Origin of the sequence: Mesorhizobium sp. IMUNJ 23232 (assembly GCF_044326205.1) — a bacterium.
Classification (GTDB): domain Bacteria; phylum Pseudomonadota; class Alphaproteobacteria; order Rhizobiales; family Rhizobiaceae; genus Kumtagia.
The window spans coordinates 155,092-172,548 of sequence record NZ_JBIRCY010000003.1 but is presented as its reverse complement, the minus strand read 5'-3'; the positions used below and the strand labels follow the sequence as shown (position 1 = coordinate 172,548).

Genomic DNA, 17,457 nt, shown 5'->3' with positions numbered 1-17,457 from the left:
GTGGCCGCAGCGCTTCTTACGGTTTCCGGCGTCCACAAGAGGTTCCCCGGGGTACATGCCCTGAAGGGCGTCTCCTTCGATGTCTTCCCGGGCGAAATCCATGCCCTGGTCGGCGAGAACGGCGCCGGAAAATCGACGCTGATGCGGATCGTCGCCGGCGTGCATCGTCCCGACGAGGGCAAGGTGTGCGTCGAGGGCCGGGAAGTCGAAATCAACTCCCCGGCCGACAGTTTCGACTTGGGGATCGCGATGGTCTACCAGGACACGCGCCTGGTGCCGACGCTCGACGCGGCCGCCAACATCGCGCTCGGGCGTGAGCCCGGGCACGTCCTTGTGAACCAGCGCAGGCTGCGCGAGCACGCCCGCTCCGCGCTTGCGGCGATCGGCTCCGATGTCGACATGCGCCGGCCAGCCGGCGACCTGTCGCGGGCCGAGCGGCAGCAGGTCGAGATCGCCCGCGCCCTATCGCGGAATGCCCGCATTCTCATTCTCGACGAACCAACCTCGGCGCTGACCGCCTCGGAAACCGAGGAGCTTTTTGCGTTGCTCAAGCGCCTGCGCGCCGAGGGCAGGGGCATCGTCTTCATCTCGCATCGCCTGAACGAGGTGATGGAGCTGGCCGATCGCGTCACCGTGATGAAGGATGGCGAGGCCGTTGGCACCGTAGCCATCGGCGATACATCCCCCGACAAGATGGTCGCCATGATGGTCGGCCGGTCCGTCGACCTCGTCTATCCCCCGCGCGCGGAAAAAGTCGGAGAGCCGCTTCTGGCGGTCAAAGCCCTGCGTGTCGACGACCGGTCGCCCGAACTGTCGCTCGCCGTCAGGAGCGGCGAAATTCTCGGGCTTGCCGGCGTCCAGGGTGGCGGGCAGCAGGGCGTGGCGCGCGTCTTGTTCGGATTGGGCGGCGTCGCTTCCGACATGACGCTGGACGGCAAGCCCTATGCGCCGTCGTCTCCGGCGGAGGCGATTGCCGCCGGCGTGGTCTACGTCCCGGCCGACCGGCAGGCCGAGAGCCTGTTCCTCCATCACACGATCCGGGAAAATGTCGCGCTGCCCGAGATCGCACGCTTCGCGCAGGCGGGACTGCTGAACGCGGCCGCCGAGCGCGCGGCGGTCACCGAGCAGACGACGCGCCTCGCCGTCAAGGCGCCGTCGATCGAACAGGCCGTCGTCACGCTCTCCGGCGGCAACCAGCAGAAAGTCGTGTTCGCGCGTTGGTTCCTGTCCTCCCCGCGCGTCTACATTTTCGACGAACCGACCCAGGGCGTCGATGTCGCCACGAAACTCGAACTCTACCGGCTCATCCGCCAGCTTGCCGCGCAGGGCGCGGGCGTGGTCGTCGTCTCGGCCGATCTGATCGAACTCATCAACCTGTCCGACCGCATCCTCGTCTTCTCCGAAGGCCACATCGTCGACGAGCTTCCGGCCGCCGAGGCGACGGAAGAGCGGCTGGTCGCCGGTTTTACGCGCGGCGCTGCGGCAATGAGGACCGACGCCACGCCGGCAAAGCCGCGCCGCCGCGCCACGCGCCCGATGTTTTCGCGTTACGCGCCGACGCTGATTCTCGCCGCCCTTACGCTGGCCATCGTGGCCGCGACCGCGATGGCCACGCCCTATTTCCTGACGCCGCGCAATTTTGCCTCGATCGCCAATCAGTCCGCGCCGCTGATCATCGCGGCGCTGGGACAACTCGCCGTCATCCTGCTCGGCGGCATCGACCTGACCGTGGGTCCCGTCATTAGCCTGGTCACGGCCATCGCCTCGCACCTGCTGGCGCCGGATTCCGGCCTGCCCATACCCCTCGGACTGGCGGCCTGCCTGGCGACGGGGCTGCTGGTCGGCCTGTCCAACGGCCTGATCATCGAGAAGCTGAAAATACCGGATCTCGTCGCCACGCTGGCGACCTTTTCCGTGGTCCAGGGCCTCGCTCTGATCGTGCGTCCGGCGCCGGGCGGAGGGTTCAACGCCGATCTCGGCGCCGCCATCCTGGCACGCTGGGGTTATTTGCCGCTCGTCTTCCTGGCCGCGCTGCTCTTCGCCCTGGCGTTCGAGCTCCTCCTTTTGAGGGGCCGCGCCGGCGCCCGCCTTTATGCCACCGGCGCCAGCCCGGAGGCCGCCAAGGTCGTCGGCATCTCGCCCGGCCGCGTGCGCATCGCCGCCTACACCTTCAGCGGGCTTGCGGCCTCGGTGGCCGGGTTGATCATCGCGGCGCGCATCGGATCGGGCGACCCGCAGGCGGGTTCTGCCTTCACCCTGGCGTCGGTGACGGCGGTGGTCGTCGGCGGCACGCCGATCTTCGGCGGATCGGGCACGGCGTCCGGCACTTTCGTCGGCGCGCTGCTCGTCATGCTCATCCAGAACGTGCTCAACCAGCTCCACGTCTCGGCCTATTGGCAATATGTCTGGACCGGGGCGCTGACGCTCGTCGCGGTGTGTTTCTTCGCCTTGCGCGGGGATGCGGCCCAAGGTGCGGCGGGACGCTGGCTGAGGCGGATGTCGTCGGGGAGGTCGTGAAATGACTGTTGTGCGCGAGGTTTTTGCCACGAAGGACAAGCTCGGGGAGGTTCCCGTCTGGGACGTCGCGGAGCAGGCGCTCTACTGGGTGGACATCGAGGGCCGGCGGCTGCGCCGGCTCGACCATGCTTCGGGACGGGTCGACGAATGGACATTTGCCGAGCGCATCTGCTCCTTCGCGCTGCGTGAACGCGGCGGCCTGATCTGCGCGCTGGCCAGCGGCATCGTCTTCTTCGACCCGGCTACCGGCCGCATCGACTGGATTGCCAGACCGGAGGGGCACATCCCGCGCAACCGCTTCAACGAGGGCAAATGCGACCGGCAGGGCCGTTTCTGGGTCGGCACCATGGACGACCGGCTCAGTGAGCATACGGCCGCCCTCTACAGGGTCGACGCCGACCTGACAGTCACGCAGATGGAGACGGGCATCGGCATCTCCAATTCGCTTGCCTGGAGCCCCGACGAGAAGACGTTCTATTTCGCCGACACGATGGACAGCGCCATCCATGCCTATGATTTCGACCGCGACACCGGGACCATCTCGCGAAAACGCCTGTTCGCCTCGACAAAAGGCTCGGCCGCCGCTCCCGACGGCTCGACCATCGACGCCGAGGGTTTTTTGTGGAACGCGCAGTGGGACGGCTGGCGCCTGGTGCGCTATGCGCCGGACGGAAAGATCGACCGTATCGTGGACCTGCCGGTTCAGAAGCCGACGAGCTGCATGTTCGGCGGCCCCGATCTCAAGACGCTCTATGTGACGACGGCGATCTGGGACCTTGAAGGCGAAGCGCTGTCCCGCCAGCCCCTCGCGGGCTCCCTCCTTGCCATCGACCTCGAGGTTCCCGGCCTGCCCGAGCCGCGCTTCCGCGGTTAAGCTGAATTCCGTCCGTCATAGATATGCGTGTATTCGACATCTGATATATAAGAAGTCGGACTGGGAGGCGATCAAGGCAATTCAGTAGCAGCCAGGGAGGCGCGGCTCGTGCCTCCCTGTCCACGCGCCCAGCGCGCCGGCGCGAACATTCCGGGATTGGCGGCAAAGGCCGACAGGACATTGCCGAGGATGAACAGCGCCATGGGGTACAGAAGCAGTTTCCGCCGGTTCAACTGTGCCGCGACCAGTGTCACAACCGGGGCGCCGATGACCGTCGCGCACTTCTAGTTCCCCACCGGAGCTAGGATCTCCATCCGCATCACCTTCACCCCGCCGTCGGCGAGTTCCGGCAGCTTGGTGAACCACTCCTTCACGTAGGGCATCGCGTTGTGTGCCTCGAAATCGGCTTCGTTGGCGAAGATCTCGTAGAAGATGAAATGACCGGGAGCCTCCCGGTTCTCCTGGAGGAAATAGACGAGGTTCTTCGGATCACCCCTGACGAGGTCGATGAGGGGAAGGGTGGCGGCACGCAGTTCGGCCTCCTTGCCGGGCTTGGCGCGGACCTCGGCGACGACCGAATAGGCTCCGCCGGGAATCTGCGCATAACCCTTGCCCGGACCGTCCTGCGCAACTGCTGCCGCCGATCCTGCAAGACAAACAAATCCCGCCAGCAACATGGCGGAGGAACGCAGCCGTATCATTCTGTTCATGGGACTTCTCCTGGTCAGGGCGACCGTGGAATGCACCGGCGGCCAGCAATTGGTCACCGGCTCTTGACGTGACGAAACGCCGATGTCCGGCTGGACTCAGTTGGCGCTCGCAAGCCGCAGGTGCGCCTGCAAGGCATCGTCGAAGCGCTTTTTCACCGGTCCGAGCGCCTTGACGAATTCGAGCTGTTCCCCTTCCGGGCCCTTGCAGTAAATCAGCTCCCAGCCGTCCGACGGCGCCACCGTGACCTTGTTGGTATTGGCGTCCTGCGGAGCCGCCCTGCGCTCCTCCTCGGTCGAAACGCGGACAATGCGGTTCGCCCGCACCTGGGTCATGCCGCGGCGCGCCGACTCGGCTTCGAGATCGGTGATGAACTGGTTGAAGTCGACTTCGTCACGTACGTAGAAGCAGATGTGCATCATACGCGGGAACGCCGGGCTCATATGCTGCACGGGTTCGGCGAAGGCTTTTGGGCCGCCCATCGGCTGGTCGGCGTCGCGATATTGCAGGAGTTCGATCACGACATTGTCGAACTGGATGAACCGGACATCGAGGCGCTGGGCGCCGCCCCTGAGGTCGGGAACGCCGATGGTCCGGGGATTGACCCCAAGCTCGTTCGCCCGGATTTCCTGGTCGGCCAGCAGCGTGTTCTGGACGGCGTCGCCCTGGAAGTCGCCATGGCGGAAGACTTCCGTTCCACCGAGCACCTCGGTGTAGAATTCGTAGGCGCGTTCCATGTTCTGCACGGTGAGCCCGAAATGCTGCACCCCGCGGAGCCTTGCGCCAAGCGAGTTCGGATCGCGGGCTTCCGCGGCCGCGTCCTGGGCACGGGCTGGCGCACTGGCGGCAAGCGCGGCGGCAATTCCGCTGATCGCTACGCCGCCTGCGGCGCACAGGACGGCGCGGCGATCCGGGTCCTGCAACTGATCCGCGGTTTCCAGATGGTCGGACATGGTTTGCTCCTGTCGGGTCGATAGACAGGAAGCTTAGTCCCGACACCGTCTCGTAGGGCGTTAAAACAGGTAAAAACAGGTGGGTCGCTGGTCACGAGCCGTGCGCGGCGCTTCATCGGCCTCGATCCATGGAGGTCCGTCAGCCGGCCCGCAAATGCCGCGCGCCGGTTGCTTCGCAGCAGGCAGAGGGAACGCTTCCTATCTGGCTGATTGTCGATTGGCTCTGGAGCGGAATGCGATCAAGACGAATCAGCATTCCGCTCTATCTCTTTGTTTTGTCGTATGATCTTTGTCCGAAAAGTCTGCAACTTTTCGGGATCATACTCTAGTCGAACTTCGGTATCGGCTTCCGCTGCGGTGTCGTACGCTCACCGAGGTCGATGAAGACCTCGTCGACGTAGCACCATCCCCAGCCTTCCGGCGGATCGTAGCCTTCGATCACGGGATGGCCGGTGGACTGGAAATGTGCCGTGGCGTGGCGGTTTGGCGAGCTATCGCAGCAACCGACATGGCCACAGGTTCTGCAGAGGCGCAGATGCACCCACCATGAGCCTGTCTGGAGGCATTCCTCGCAGCCCAGGGCGCTCGGCGTCACATCTTTGATTTCTTCAGCGTGGCGACATTCGAAGGCCATCATGAAACTCCCTTTGCAGATGCCTGTTCAGCGCGCCTCTGCGCCAGGAACTCGTGGATGGCGGCGACCACCTGGGCGCCCTCTCCCACCGCGGACGCCACCCGCTTGATCGATCCGGCACGGACGTCCCCGATCGCGAAAACTCCCGGAAGATTCGTCTCGAGAGGATGGCTGCCGTTACCGGTCTTCACGAAACCCTTCTGGTCGAATGCGACGCCGCAGCCCGCCAGCCACTCCGTATGGGGATCGGCGCCTATGAGGAGGAAGAGATGTTGGAGCGGGTGCCTTGTTTCATCTCCCGTGTCCACGTTGCGCAAGCTCACACCGGTCAGAGTTTCATCGCCCTCCAGGCTCGTCACTTCCGTGCGAAGCACGACTTCGATATTCGGCTGCGCCTTGACGCGCTCGATCAGGTAGCTCGACATCGAGGCTGCCAGGCCGGCGCCGCGAACGATCAGCCGGACCCTGCTGACCTGGCCAGCAAGGTAGACGGCGGCCTGGCCGGCAGAATTGCCGGCCCCCACCAACGCTACTTCCTGGCCTTCGCAAAGGCGCGCCTCGATGGGTGAAGCCCAATAGTGCACCGATGCCCCTTCGAACTGGGCAATGTTGGCGAGATCCAGCCTGCGGTAGCGTGCACCGCTGGCGATGACCACGGCGCGCGCCCTCACGCCTTCGCCGTCGCCGACTTCGAGCCTGTAGATCGAGTCCGCGCCATCCCGCTCCGCGCCGAGATGATGCACCTCCTCGGGGATGGCCGTCTCGACGCCGAACTTCTGCGCCTGGTTGTAGGCGCGCGCCATCAGCGCCAGGCCGGAGATCCCGGTGGGGAAACCGAGATAGTTCTCGATGCGCGAGGACGCGCCGGCCTGGCCGCCGAATGCCCGGCAATCGAGAACGACCGTCGACAGACCTTCCGACGCCGCATACACGGCGGCTGCAAGCCCGGCCGGTCCCGATCCGACGATCGCAACGTCGTAGATCCTGGTTTCGTCCATGCGCCGGACCAGGCCGATGCAGCGGGCGAGTTCATTCTCGCCCGGATTGCGCAGCATCTTGCCGTTCGGACAGAGCACGATCGGCAGATGGTGGATGTCGATGTTGAAGCGTTCGATCAAGGCCGCTGCGTCGGGATCGCGTTCGGGATCGAGGATGCGGTGAGGCTGGACGTTGCGGCGGAGGAACCCCTGCAGGCGCATGACGTCAGCCCCGCCGGACCGTCCTATGATGATCGGCCCGCCAGCGGAGATTTCCAGCAGATTGGTACGCCGCAGGATTAGGGCCCGCATGATGCGCTCGCCCAACACGGCTTCCTGCACGAGCACGTCGCGCAAGCGGTCCGGCGCAATGATGAACGCCTCGGCATCTTCAACCACATCCCCGTCGACCAGCGCCGGCCGGTCCGACAGTTGGGCCAACTCTCCCGTGAACTGACCGGCTCCGTAGGTAACGATTACCTGGCGCGAACCGAGTGCCGTCCGCTGGCTGACGTCCACCTTGCCCGAAAGCAGTATGACGAAGCCCGGCGCCAGAGTGCCGGCCTCAACAATCCGCGTCCCGGCTGGATAGGCCACCGGCGTGCCGAAGCGCCGTATCCGCTCGATGTCGCGCGGCTCCAGAACTGGGAACATCTGGTCATGGCGGGCGTGACGGGTCGGGTTCGTCATGTTTCCCATCGTGGAGTGCCTTCGGTCGAGACGTAGCCTCCGAACCCTTCGTATCGCGTTGCCGGACCCGACGGAATGGGCTTCGCCCTCATCGGCATCCCGTCAAGGTGGCCCGCCACGACAGGATTGCGGCAACGAGCGATGCCGTCAGTTCGACGGGTCCGCCACGCCGGCGATGAAATCGGCGACATCTCGCGGATGCGACAGCATCACCGCGTGGCTGCTGTCTATCTCGACGATCTTGGCACCGGCGCGCGTGGCCATGGAACGCTGCTGGCTGGGTGGAATCATGTGGTCTTTCGTCGTTATCATGAAGTAGGTTGGCTTTTCCTTCCACGCTGGGGCGGTGATCTTCGCTTCCACGGCGCCAAGACCCCACGGGACCTGCGAGTCCGCCATGAACCGTGTCTTCCCGGGATCGACGTCGGCTGCGAAGGCGGTGGGAAACTTCTCCGGATCGACAAGCAGGAAGCCGTCGCTTGGCGGAAGCAGCGGCGCCTTGTCCTCGCCCGGCGTGGGCGCGGTCGCCAGGTCGAACACCGACTCGCCGGCCTCCGGCGCGAAGGCCGCGAGGTAGACCAGGCTTTGCACGTTGGGCAGGCCGCCCGCCTCGGTGATGACCGCGCCGCCATAGGAATGGCCGACCAGGACGACCGGCTTGCCGGCCCTGGCGATGACCTGCCGCGTGGCCTCCACGTCGCCCTGCAGGGTGAGCGTCGGATTCTGGACGGCCTGTACGTCGTAACCGTCCGCCGACAGGATGTCGTATACGGCCTGCCAGCCGGAAGCATCGACGAAGGCGCCGTGCACGAGTACGATGGAGACCGCCTTCTCGGCGGCCGGCGCGGTGAGCGCGGAAGCGGTTGTGATCATGGCTGCGAGCAATCCTGTCCCTATGCATTTCATTGCCGTGTCTCCAGGGTGTGATCGAAAGGGTCCACCGGCCGCCACCGGTCTCATGACCTTCTCCGTTGCAGTCGCGTCGAGGAAAGTGACCGACGATTCATAAGCTGCTACGTGCCGCCACGGGGGTTATGATCGGTAAAATCAGGTAAAATGATCGGACTGGCACCAGGGCATCCCGAACGGTCCGGAACTTCGCCGAATGAACTGGTGTCCGAAATGATCCGGCAGAAGTCCGCTCAGGTCGCCTCATCACCGCAACGCAGACAAGCCGCCCCATGCCCGTCCTCGACGATCAGTCGTGGGTCGACTGTCGAGCAGGCCGGCATTGAGATCGGACAGCGAGCCCTGAATCGGCAGCCCGATTCGACCTCCGTCGGGTCGGGGGTCTCGTCCAGCGGCGGAAGCCTGTCGGTCAATCGTGGGCCGCCGATTCTCGGCGACGCTGCCAGCAAGGCCCGGGTGTATGGATGCCGCGGGCCGGCGAGAACCTGCTTCGTTGGCCCGATCTCCACGATGCGGCCGAGGTACATCACTGCGATCCGATCGCACATCGAACTCACCACCGCAATGTCGTGGCTGATCATGAGATACGTCAGATTGAACATGCGTCGGAGATCGCGGAGCAGCGCCAGCACGTTCGCTTGCACCGACACGTCGAGCCCCGCGGTCGGCTCGTCGAGAATGATGACCTGCGGCGCCAGCACCAGGATGCGCGCGAGCCCGACGCGCCGCTGCTGGCCGCCGCTGATCTCATGCGGATATCGCTCAAGAAGGGCCTGCGGCAGGCCGAGCGCCGCGACGATCTCCCGCACTTTCGCCTCGCGCTGCTGGCGCGGCCAGTCCGTGTGGATGATGAGCGGCTCATGCAGCGAGCGCCGCAGGGTCCAGCGTGGGTCGAGGGAAGCGCCGGGGTCCTGGTAGGCATATTGCAGCCGCGCGCGCACAGCCACCGGCCGTTTCCGATCGGGCGATGCGATCTGCTCGCCGGCGAAGCCAACCGAGCCCTCCGTCGGGTCGTGGATGCCCGCAATCGTCTTTCCAAGCGTCGTTTTCCCGCAGCCCGACTCGCCGACGATGCCGAGCACCTCGCCCGCGGCCACACTGAACGAGACGCCGTCGAGCGCTCGAACTGTCCCGATCCGGCGGCCGAGGAGGCCGCGGATGGGGAAATGGCAGGCAAGGTATTCGACGTTGAGCAGGTGCAAATCCTAGACGGAGGCGAAAGGGGCGGCGGCGGGGTGATGACAGGCCACCCAGTGCCCTGGTTCTTCCTCACCGAGCGACGGCCGGGCATCCCGGCAGATATTGGAAGCGCGGGAGCAGCGGGGACTGAAAGGACACCCCAGGGACGGGGACAAAGGGCTCGGCACATCGCCCGGGATACCCACGGGATCACGGCCGGGCTCCGGCATGCTGGCGAGAAGGCCCCGCGTATAAGGATGGCGCGGCCTTGCGAAAAAGGCATCGCGGGGCGCAGCCTCGACGATCTGGCCGGCATACAGCACCGCGATCCTGTCGCAGATCTCCCAGGCCGCTCCGAGGTTATGCGTTGCAAACAGAATAGCGACGCCGCGCTCCGCCGCGATGCGGCGCAGCAGCCTCAGGATCTGTGCCTGCACGATCGCGTCGAGCGCGGCGGTCGGCTCGTCGGCAATGATGATCCGCGGCTGCGGCAGGAGCGCCATGGCGATCATTACGCGCTGGCGCTGGCCGCCGGAGAGCTGGTGCGGATACCGGGCCAGGATCTTGCGCGGTTGCGGTAGCTGGACAGCAGCGAGCATCTCCAGGGCCGCCGCCTCGTCGATGCGCCGCGAGCCGCCGAAGCGTCGCCGTTTCCGGGTGGGCGCCGTCCAGCGCATCAAGTCGGCGATCTGCGTGCCGACGCGAAAGAGCGGATTGAAGCTCGCATACGGATCCTGCGGCACCAGGGTGACAAGGCGACCGCGAGCGTGACGCGCGGCCTCGCTATTCTGCAGCATGTCGATGCCGTCGAGCCGGATATGACCGCCGTCGATCCGGGCCTGATGCTCCGGGAGCATTCCCAGGATCGCGCGGGCCAGCGTGGTCTTGCCGCAGCCCGATTCACCGACGAGCCCAACGATCTCGCCGGGGCCGACTGCGAGATCGACACGGTCCAGCACACGGGCCGGCCCCTGAGTGGTCCCGAAGCCGAGGGAGAACTCGCCAATGTCGAGGACTGGCGTCATCGTCTCACAGGGACGGCCCGGCTCGCGGGTCGAGGATGTCGCGAAGGCCGTCGCCGAACAGGTAGAAGCCGAGAACGGTCAGGAAGATCGCCATGCCGGGCGCAAGCGGATACCACCACGCCTCCGGCAGGTAGTCGCGGCTTTCCGCGATCATGCGGCCCCATTCCGGCGTGGGTGGTGGCGCGCCGAGCCCCAGGAAGCCGAGCGTCGCGGCGGCCAGGATCGTCGCGCCCACGCCGATCGAGGTCCGCACGACGATCGACGAGGCGATGGCCGGCAGGATATGCAGGACCATGACCCGCCAGGGCGAAGCGCCCAGCGCCACCGCCGACTCGATGAAGACCTCGTTGCGGATCGAGCGCGTCTCCGCATAGACCAGCCTTGTCCAGAACGGCCAATAGGTGAGCGAGAGCGCCAGGACGACGCTCTCGATCGATGGGCCGAGCGTCTGCGTGATCGCGATCGCAAGCACGATCTGCGGCACGGCGAGCGCGATGTCGGCGATCCGCATCAGCGCGTCGCTGATCCAGTTGCGATAGTAGCCGGCGACGAGGCCGATCGGCACGCCGATCAAGACGCCCATGGTGACCGTGACGCTCGCGATCAGCAACGTGACACGCGCACCGAAGACAACGTTCGTGAAAATGTCGCTCCCCATGCGATCGGTGCCGAACGGCGCGCCGGAAGAGGGCGGCATCAGCCGTTGCTTGATGTCGAATTCGGCCGGGGCGAGCAGCGGTGCCGACAGCGCGACCAGGACGAGGAGCGCAAGCAGGACGAGGCCAAGCAAAGCCACGGGATCGCGCGCGAGGCGCGTGACAAGGCGGCTCATGCTGCCCCGCGAGGATCGATCGCCGCCTGCAGCAGGTCGACCAGGAGGTTGAGAAGGACGAAGAGCGCGCCGGTGCACAGCGTGACGCCCATGACGGCGTTGTAGTCGGAGTACAGGATCGACCGTACGGCGTAGCCGCCGAGCCCGGGCCAGTCGAAGACGGTTTCGACCACCAATGCGCCGGTCAGCAGAATGCCGAAAATGAGCCCGAGCTGGGTGACCGTCGCGGCCAGAGCCATGCGCAGCACATATTTCCAGATGATCACGCGACGCGGCAGCCCCATCGCCGTCTGGTAAGCGACCGAGGGCGAAGCGATGACGTTGATCACGCTGTTGCGCGTGAAGCGCAGTATCGTCGCCGCGGCGGGCAGGGCCAGGGTCAGGGCCGGCAGCACGAGATGTGCCAAGGCTGAGACGAGCAACTCGCCGTCACCCCCGATCACTGCGTCCACGACGACCAGACCGGTCACGGTGCCGGGCGGGAAGCCGTCGATCCGGCCCGACAATGGAAGCCAGTTCAACGCCATCGAGAACAGGAGCTGGAGCTGGATCGCAATCCAGAATGACGCGAGCGCCATGCAGCAGACCGTCGCCACGCGCAGGACATGGTCCAGCCACGAATTGCGGTGCAGGCCGGAGAGCACGCCGAGAGGGATGCCGATCAGCGCGGCGAGCAGCACGGCGACAATCGTCAGCTCAAGCGTCGCCGGCAACCGGGCCAGGAGGTCGTCGGCAATCGGCTGCTGCGTATAGACGCTGATCCCGAGATCGCCTCGCGCGACGTCACGCACATAGCGGAAGAATTGCGACGGCAGCGGCTCGTCGAAACCGAAGCTCTGGCGAACCTCCTCTATCTGCGCCGCCGACGCATTCTCGCCGGCGGCCAGTACGGCCGGATCCACGGGGACCAAACGCGACAGCACGAAAACGAAGGCAAGGAGTCCGAACAGAGTTGGCGCAAACCATATCAGCCGGTTCGTCGCCAGCGAGAGCCAGTTCATCAAACTCCTCCAGCCTCACGCGCTTCCGGCTCTCAACCCTTCATCGAAGCCCAGCGGAAATCCTGCCCGTTGCTTACGGGCGAGAAACGGATCCCTGAAACCTTGCTCGAGTAAGGCCCATACCAGCGCGTGTTATACACGAAGATGCCCGCGGCATCGTCGCTGACGATCTGCACCATCTTTTCGTAAAGTGTCTGCCGTTCCGGCTGGCTGTCCGAGACAAGCGCCCGGTCGAGAAGCTTATCGAACTCGGGATTGCTGTAGTAGGACAGCGACCGCTGCCCGTGGTAACGCGTGCCGAAACCTTCGCCGACCCAGTTGTTGGGGTCGACATAGAAGGTGCTCCGGAAAAGCGGTACGATGTCGGCGCGGGTGTCCGCGCTGGAGAGGCGGTTCGCCACCACCGACCAAGGCGAAACCTCGACCTCCGCCTCGATCCCGATCTGGCGCAGCGTGTTTTGGAACAGGATGGCGGCCTGCTCGGAATCGCTGAATCCGGCGAGCGCGTTGATGGTGAGCGTCCGGAGCGGTTGCTTCACCTGCTTCAACTCTTCCCGAGCCTTGTCGAGGTCGAAACGATACCCCTTCAGCCCGGGCGGCGTGCCCCACATGGTGTTCGGGATCGGGCCGGGGTTGCGCGAAACCGATCCGCCCATGATGCTGCCGATGAATCCGTCATAGTCGAAGGAATAGGCAAGCGCGCGCCTGAAATGCACGTCGTTCAGCGGCGGCTTGCTATGGTTCAGGGCGAGCAGAAAGACACGCATCGACTCCTGCTCGATGATCTGCACGTCCTTCGATTGACGGAGCCGCCGGATCTGGTCGAAGGGCATCGATCCCTCCGCCCCCTGGAGGTCGCCCCGTATCAGCCCGAGCACGCGGGTGTTCGTCTCCAGCACAGTGCGACATTCGAGTTCTTCGATCGGGTCGCCCGCCCAACCGGCAAAGTGCTCGGCAAAGCGATGCGCGGTCCATCCGACGGCCGGATCGTAGCGGTCCAGCGCATAGGATCCCGAGCCGGCCTCGTTGCGCGCCAGCCAAGCCTCCCCCCAGTCGCCATCGACCTCGTGGCCCTTCACCAGCGCGCTGTTTACGACCAGGATGTCCGGCACCGTCACCAGAAAGATCGCCGAGGGGCTCGCCAGATTGAAAACGACCGTATGCGGATCGGGCGCCTCGGTCGTGCCCGGCTTGATCGCGCCGAGATAGAGGCTTGCCGGGCCTTTCTTCAGGGCGATGATGCGCTCGATCGAATAGACCACGTCGAGGGAGGTCACAGGCGAGCCGTCGTGAAACGTGGCGTCGCGCCTGAGCGTGAAGGTGTAGGCCTTTCCGTCTGCGGAGACGGCATGGCTTTCGGCGAGCCATGGGATCAGCCTGGGCGGGTTGTCGACGCAACGATAGAGACCGTCATAGAGATTGAACCGCACCGCCGCGCGCGAAGCGTCGAAGAGCGTGTGAGGGTCGAGGGTGTCGTATAGGGTGTTGTTCGCAAAAACGAACTTCTCGGGCGGCCGGCCGAAGGCGCTGCCGCGGAAAGCCGGCAACAGGGCCGCCGAGCCAACCAGGATTTTCAAGGCGTCTCGGCGAGACGTCGTCATTTCTTATTCCAAAGGAACGTTAGTCGGACGTCGAGGACGGAACGATCGAGCATAATGCGACCATGCTGCGACGGAGGTTAATTAAGGTAAAAATCGGTGAAAGGGTACGGCCTCGCTTCCTTTCCGGTACTATCTCTAAATTGTTGAAACCGCTGCACTACCCGCCTGCGATGAATTCGCCGAGCATGGAATCCTCGCCATGGGCGGTCGTTGACTGTGGACTTGCAGCAAGCACAACCTTAGAAATAGTTCGTTGAGAAGGATCCGACGATCAGGCTGCGGATCCCCCGCGGCACGAGCCGCGATCGCGCTTTCAAGGGAGATTTGGGCGGCTGCTTGCATAAGGGTCATTGCAGGACATGGTATCACCTAGCCCCGAACCTGATAACAAGACCTATATATTCGGCCCGTTTCGGCTTCTGCCCAAGCGGCAGCTTCTGCTGCGCGAAGGTCTCCCCGTAAGGATAGGCGGAAGGGCGCTCGATATCCTTACTTTGCTCGCGCACCGATCGGGTGAGGTCGTCAGCAAGACCGAGCTGCTGGAATTCTGCTGGCCCAGCACTTTCGTCCATGAGAGCAATCTCAAAGTCAATATTGCGGCATTGCGCCGTGTCCTCTCCGAGGGAGGTACGGAATCCTACATTGCAACGGTCGCCGGTCGCGGATACCGCTTCGTCGCACATGTGGATGTCGAACAGACGGAGGCTCCTGCTCCGGCTCGACTGGTCGCCACACCGGCGAGACCGCTCCTCAAGCATCCCACCGTCATCGGCCGATCGGATGAGATCGAGTGCCTCGCCACGAAACTTGCCAACACCCGCTGCGTCACGATCGTCGGCCCCGGCGGGGTGGGCAAAACCACCATTGCGCTTGCGGTTGCCCATCATGTGCTGGCCAACTATCCGCACGGCGTCTGCTTTATCGATCTGTCGACAGTCGGCGATCCTCAATACGCGACGGCCGCAATAGCCGCCGGCGTGGGTGCCCGGCAGCGCTCCGAGGATACACTCTCGGAAATCATCGAACTCGTGCACGATCGGCAGATGCTGCTGATACTCGACAATTGCGAGCACCTGTCTTCAACAATGACGGCGATCGTCAACCGCCTGCTGGAAAGCCTGCCCACAGTCACCTTGCTCGCCACCAGTCGCGAGCCGCTGCGAAGCGTGTTCGAGCAAGTTCACCGTCTGCCCAGCCTCGATGTGCCGCCGGCGGATCAAGGTGTGACTGCGAAAAGCGCCCTCGAATTCGGCGCAGTTCACTTGTTCGTCACCCGCGCGCAGCAGCGCGGCAAGTATGTCTTGAGCGATGCGGATGCGCCGTTGGTTTCGGCGATCTGCCGTCGCCTCGACGGCATTCCGCTCGCCATCGAACTGGCGGCCACCAAAACGTTCACGTTCGGCGTACCGACCTTGCTCACCATGCTCGAGCAGAGGTTCCTCCTGCTGAGCAACGGTGAGCGGCTGGCGCCGCTTCGTCAGCAGACCCTCCTGGCGACCCTCGATTGGAGCTACCGGCTGCTGTCTGACGATGAGGCCGCCCTGCTCAGGCTTCTGTCCGTCTTCGCGGGCGTGTTCCGGTTGCAGGACGCCATCGCCATGTCCGAGGTGGCAGCGTTCGATGCGACGCAGACGATCGATGCCCTCGAGCGGCTGACGAACAAATCCCTCGTATACGCAGACTATCAAGACGGTTCGATACGCTACAGGTTGCTTGAGAGCACCCGAGCCTATGCGGCCGAGAGGCTTGAGGATGCGGGCGAGCGGGACAGCGGTTTGCGGCGGCACGCCCGGCATATCCTCGCCTTGTTCGAGCGGGCTGCAGAGGAATTGGAATCGCGCGAGAAGCGCGATTGGATGGCCGACTATGCAGACCGGGTGGACGATCTGCGCAATGCGATGTCCTGGTCGTTCGGCAAGACGGGCGATCGGATGCTTGGAATCCGGCTGACGGCGGCCGCGATACCCCTATGGTACGAGTTGTCGTCGCTGTCTGAAATGCAATCCCGTGTGGAGCGCGCGCTGCTTGCGGCACGCGAACTCGGCGATTGTCCAACCGATCTTACGATGAAGCTGGTTGCGGCGCGGGCGTCCGGAATGAGCTTTGCGCAGCACCTCGCGCTTTCCACCGAAGCGGCCTGGAACGAATGCTATACGCTCGGCGTCGAAGCCAAAAACATCAAATATCAGCTCTTTGGCCTCTGGGGACTGGCGGCGCATCTTATCTACGTCGGCAGGCCACTCGAAGGAATCGACCGGCTCCGCCAATTCATTGCTCTCGCCGAGGCGCAAGCCGATTGGTCGGCGGTGGACGAAGGGCAACGTATGATGGCGCTGGCAGAGATGTATGTCGGCAAAGTATCGAGCGCCAGGCAGCGGCTCGAGATACTCGCCGCACGGTATCACAGGCCTAGCGAGCCTGTGCGGTTCGCTCGCTTTCAGGCGGAGCGGGGCGTGGCGATCGGGTGCTCGCTGGCACTCGTCCTATGGGTATCCGGCGAGCCGGGCAGGGCCATGCAGGTGGCGCGGGAGGCGGTCGAGAGAGCCGACGCTTCGGGGCATGTGGTCTCGCAATCGAATGCCCTGGCCGTTTTTGCGGTTCCTATCACCTTGTGGTCCGGCGACTACGAGAGCTGTGCCAGGTTCCTCGTCATGCTCGAGGAAAATGGCCGGCGCGAGGATATCGGCATCTGGCGGGAGTGGTTTCATTTCTTCAAGAGCGCGCTTCGCGCCAAGCGGCAAGAGCCTGGTGCCGCGGCGGAAATGAAGGCAAGGCTCGACGACCTCATAGCGGCACGGAACCTGTTGCGTGCTCCGATGCACTACAGCATGGTTGCGGAGGCACTTCTCGATGCAGGGGCGTTGAAGGACGCGAGGGTCGTTATCGAGAACGCCCATGCGCTCGCAACCGAGCAGGTTGCCAACTGGTGCCTGCCCGAGATTTTGCGGATCGCCGGTCTGGTGGAATTGCGGTCCGGCGACGCGGGCAAAGCTGAGCGATTGCTCAGGCGTTCGATCGCGGAAGCCTCGACGATCGGTGCTTTGACGCTGGAGCTTCGTGCAGCGCTTTCACTCTCTGCGAAGCTGGAAGGGGACGGTCACCACGCCGAAGCGTTCAACCTTCTCGAAGCGAGTTGTGCCAAGTTTCGTGAGGACGGCGCGTTCGCGGATTTGAAGGAGGCGCGTGCGCGTCTTCGTACACTCCGGCTATTGGCCGACAAAAAGCTCTCCTTCGCGTGATCGGGTGCCCACGCCCCGACAGCGTCCAATTCCAGTTTCAAAGAACCAGGCCGGGCGGCCGGTCTAACTTGTAAAGAATAGGGTCGACGTGCCCCGGTTGGCGCCGGAAGCCACCGTCTGCGTTGACAGCAAATGCGCCTCAAGCGGCCATCGAGCTTCGCAGGCAGGCCCACCATCTAATTACCTATTTTTACCACCGGTTTGGCGCTTTCGGTGGTACTCAGACTGGTAAGCGACAATGGCTTGTGCCCGGTCCGGGCAAGTCCAGTCGATCAGGCAAATCCTGTTCTTCAAACGATGGCCGCCCAGGCAGCCACG

The 17,457-nt window shown here is 64.4% G+C and carries 14 protein-coding genes; 3 read left to right on the top strand and 11 right to left on the bottom strand.

Features of this window, described 5'->3' with window-relative positions:
- Together ACH196_RS03605 and ACH196_RS03600 are read left to right on the top strand one after the other, a co-directional pair.
- Entirely contained in the window at positions 1-2,517 is a 2,517-nt protein-coding gene (locus ACH196_RS03605; protein WP_396645007.1) for an ATP-binding cassette domain-containing protein, read from the top strand.
- 1 nt (position 2,518) lies between these two features.
- Positions 2,519-3,391, top strand: a complete 873-nt coding sequence (locus ACH196_RS03600) for an SMP-30/gluconolactonase/LRE family protein (protein WP_396645005.1) — start codon at positions 2,519-2,521, stop codon at positions 3,389-3,391.
- 71 nt (positions 3,392-3,462) lie between these two features.
- On the opposite strand, the gene ACH196_RS03595 is transcribed toward ACH196_RS03600, so the two are convergent.
- From ACH196_RS03595 to ACH196_RS03545, 11 genes are all read right to left on the bottom strand, one after another.
- Complete coding sequence (locus ACH196_RS03595) at positions 3,463-3,645, bottom strand: hypothetical protein (protein ID WP_396645004.1); 183 nt, start codon at positions 3,643-3,645, stop codon at positions 3,463-3,465.
- Between the two features lie 30 nt (positions 3,646-3,675).
- On the bottom strand, positions 3,676-4,101 hold the full coding sequence (locus tag ACH196_RS03590) for a putative quinol monooxygenase (protein WP_396645002.1): 426 nt from the start codon (positions 4,099-4,101) through the stop codon (positions 3,676-3,678).
- A 96-nt stretch (positions 4,102-4,197) separates the two neighbouring features.
- Positions 4,198-5,052 (bottom strand): VOC family protein, encoded by an 855-nt coding sequence (locus ACH196_RS03585; protein WP_396645000.1) that lies wholly within the window; start codon positions 5,050-5,052, stop codon positions 4,198-4,200.
- 325 nt (positions 5,053-5,377) lie between these two features.
- Positions 5,378-5,689 carry a UBP-type zinc finger domain-containing protein gene (locus ACH196_RS03580; RefSeq protein ID WP_396644999.1) on the bottom strand — a complete coding sequence of 104 codons (312 nt, stop codon included), beginning with the start codon at positions 5,687-5,689 and terminating at the stop codon, positions 5,378-5,380.
- A complete protein-coding gene (locus ACH196_RS03575; protein ID WP_396644997.1) occupies positions 5,686-7,362 on the bottom strand; it encodes an FAD-dependent oxidoreductase in 1,677 nt (558 codons plus the stop codon). The genes ACH196_RS03580 and ACH196_RS03575 overlap by 4 nt, the downstream gene beginning before the upstream one ends.
- A 138-nt stretch (positions 7,363-7,500) precedes the next feature.
- Complete coding sequence (locus tag ACH196_RS03570; RefSeq protein ID WP_396644996.1) at positions 7,501-8,226, bottom strand: alpha/beta hydrolase; 726 nt, start codon at positions 8,224-8,226, stop codon at positions 7,501-7,503.
- A 269-nt stretch (positions 8,227-8,495) separates the two neighbouring features.
- Positions 8,496-9,464, bottom strand: coding sequence for an oligopeptide/dipeptide ABC transporter ATP-binding protein (locus ACH196_RS03565; RefSeq protein ID WP_396644995.1), 969 nt, complete (start codon positions 9,462-9,464; stop codon positions 8,496-8,498).
- 3 nt (positions 9,465-9,467) lie between these two features.
- Positions 9,468-10,466, bottom strand: a complete 999-nt coding sequence (locus tag ACH196_RS03560; RefSeq protein WP_396644994.1) for an ABC transporter ATP-binding protein — start codon at positions 10,464-10,466, stop codon at positions 9,468-9,470.
- Positions 10,467-10,470: 4 nt separating this feature from the next.
- A complete protein-coding gene (locus tag ACH196_RS03555; protein ID WP_396644992.1) occupies positions 10,471-11,298 on the bottom strand; it encodes an ABC transporter permease in 828 nt (275 codons plus the stop codon).
- The gene (locus ACH196_RS03550) at positions 11,295-12,299 is read right to left on the bottom strand and encodes an ABC transporter permease (RefSeq protein ID WP_396644991.1); all 1,005 of its coding nucleotides are present in this window, start codon (positions 12,297-12,299) and stop codon (positions 11,295-11,297) included. Before ACH196_RS03550 ends, ACH196_RS03555 begins: the two co-directional genes overlap by 4 nt.
- A 32-nt stretch (positions 12,300-12,331) precedes the next feature.
- Positions 12,332-13,900: an ABC transporter substrate-binding protein gene (locus tag ACH196_RS03545; RefSeq protein ID WP_396644990.1), complete on the bottom strand. Its 1,569-nt coding sequence runs from the start codon at positions 13,898-13,900 to the stop codon at positions 12,332-12,334.
- 359 nt (positions 13,901-14,259) lie between these two features.
- Between ACH196_RS03545 and ACH196_RS03540 the strand changes: the two genes are divergently transcribed.
- A complete protein-coding gene (locus tag ACH196_RS03540; protein WP_396645027.1) occupies positions 14,260-17,139 on the top strand; it encodes an ATP-binding protein in 2,880 nt (959 codons plus the stop codon).
- Positions 17,140-17,457 lie beyond the last annotated feature (318 nt).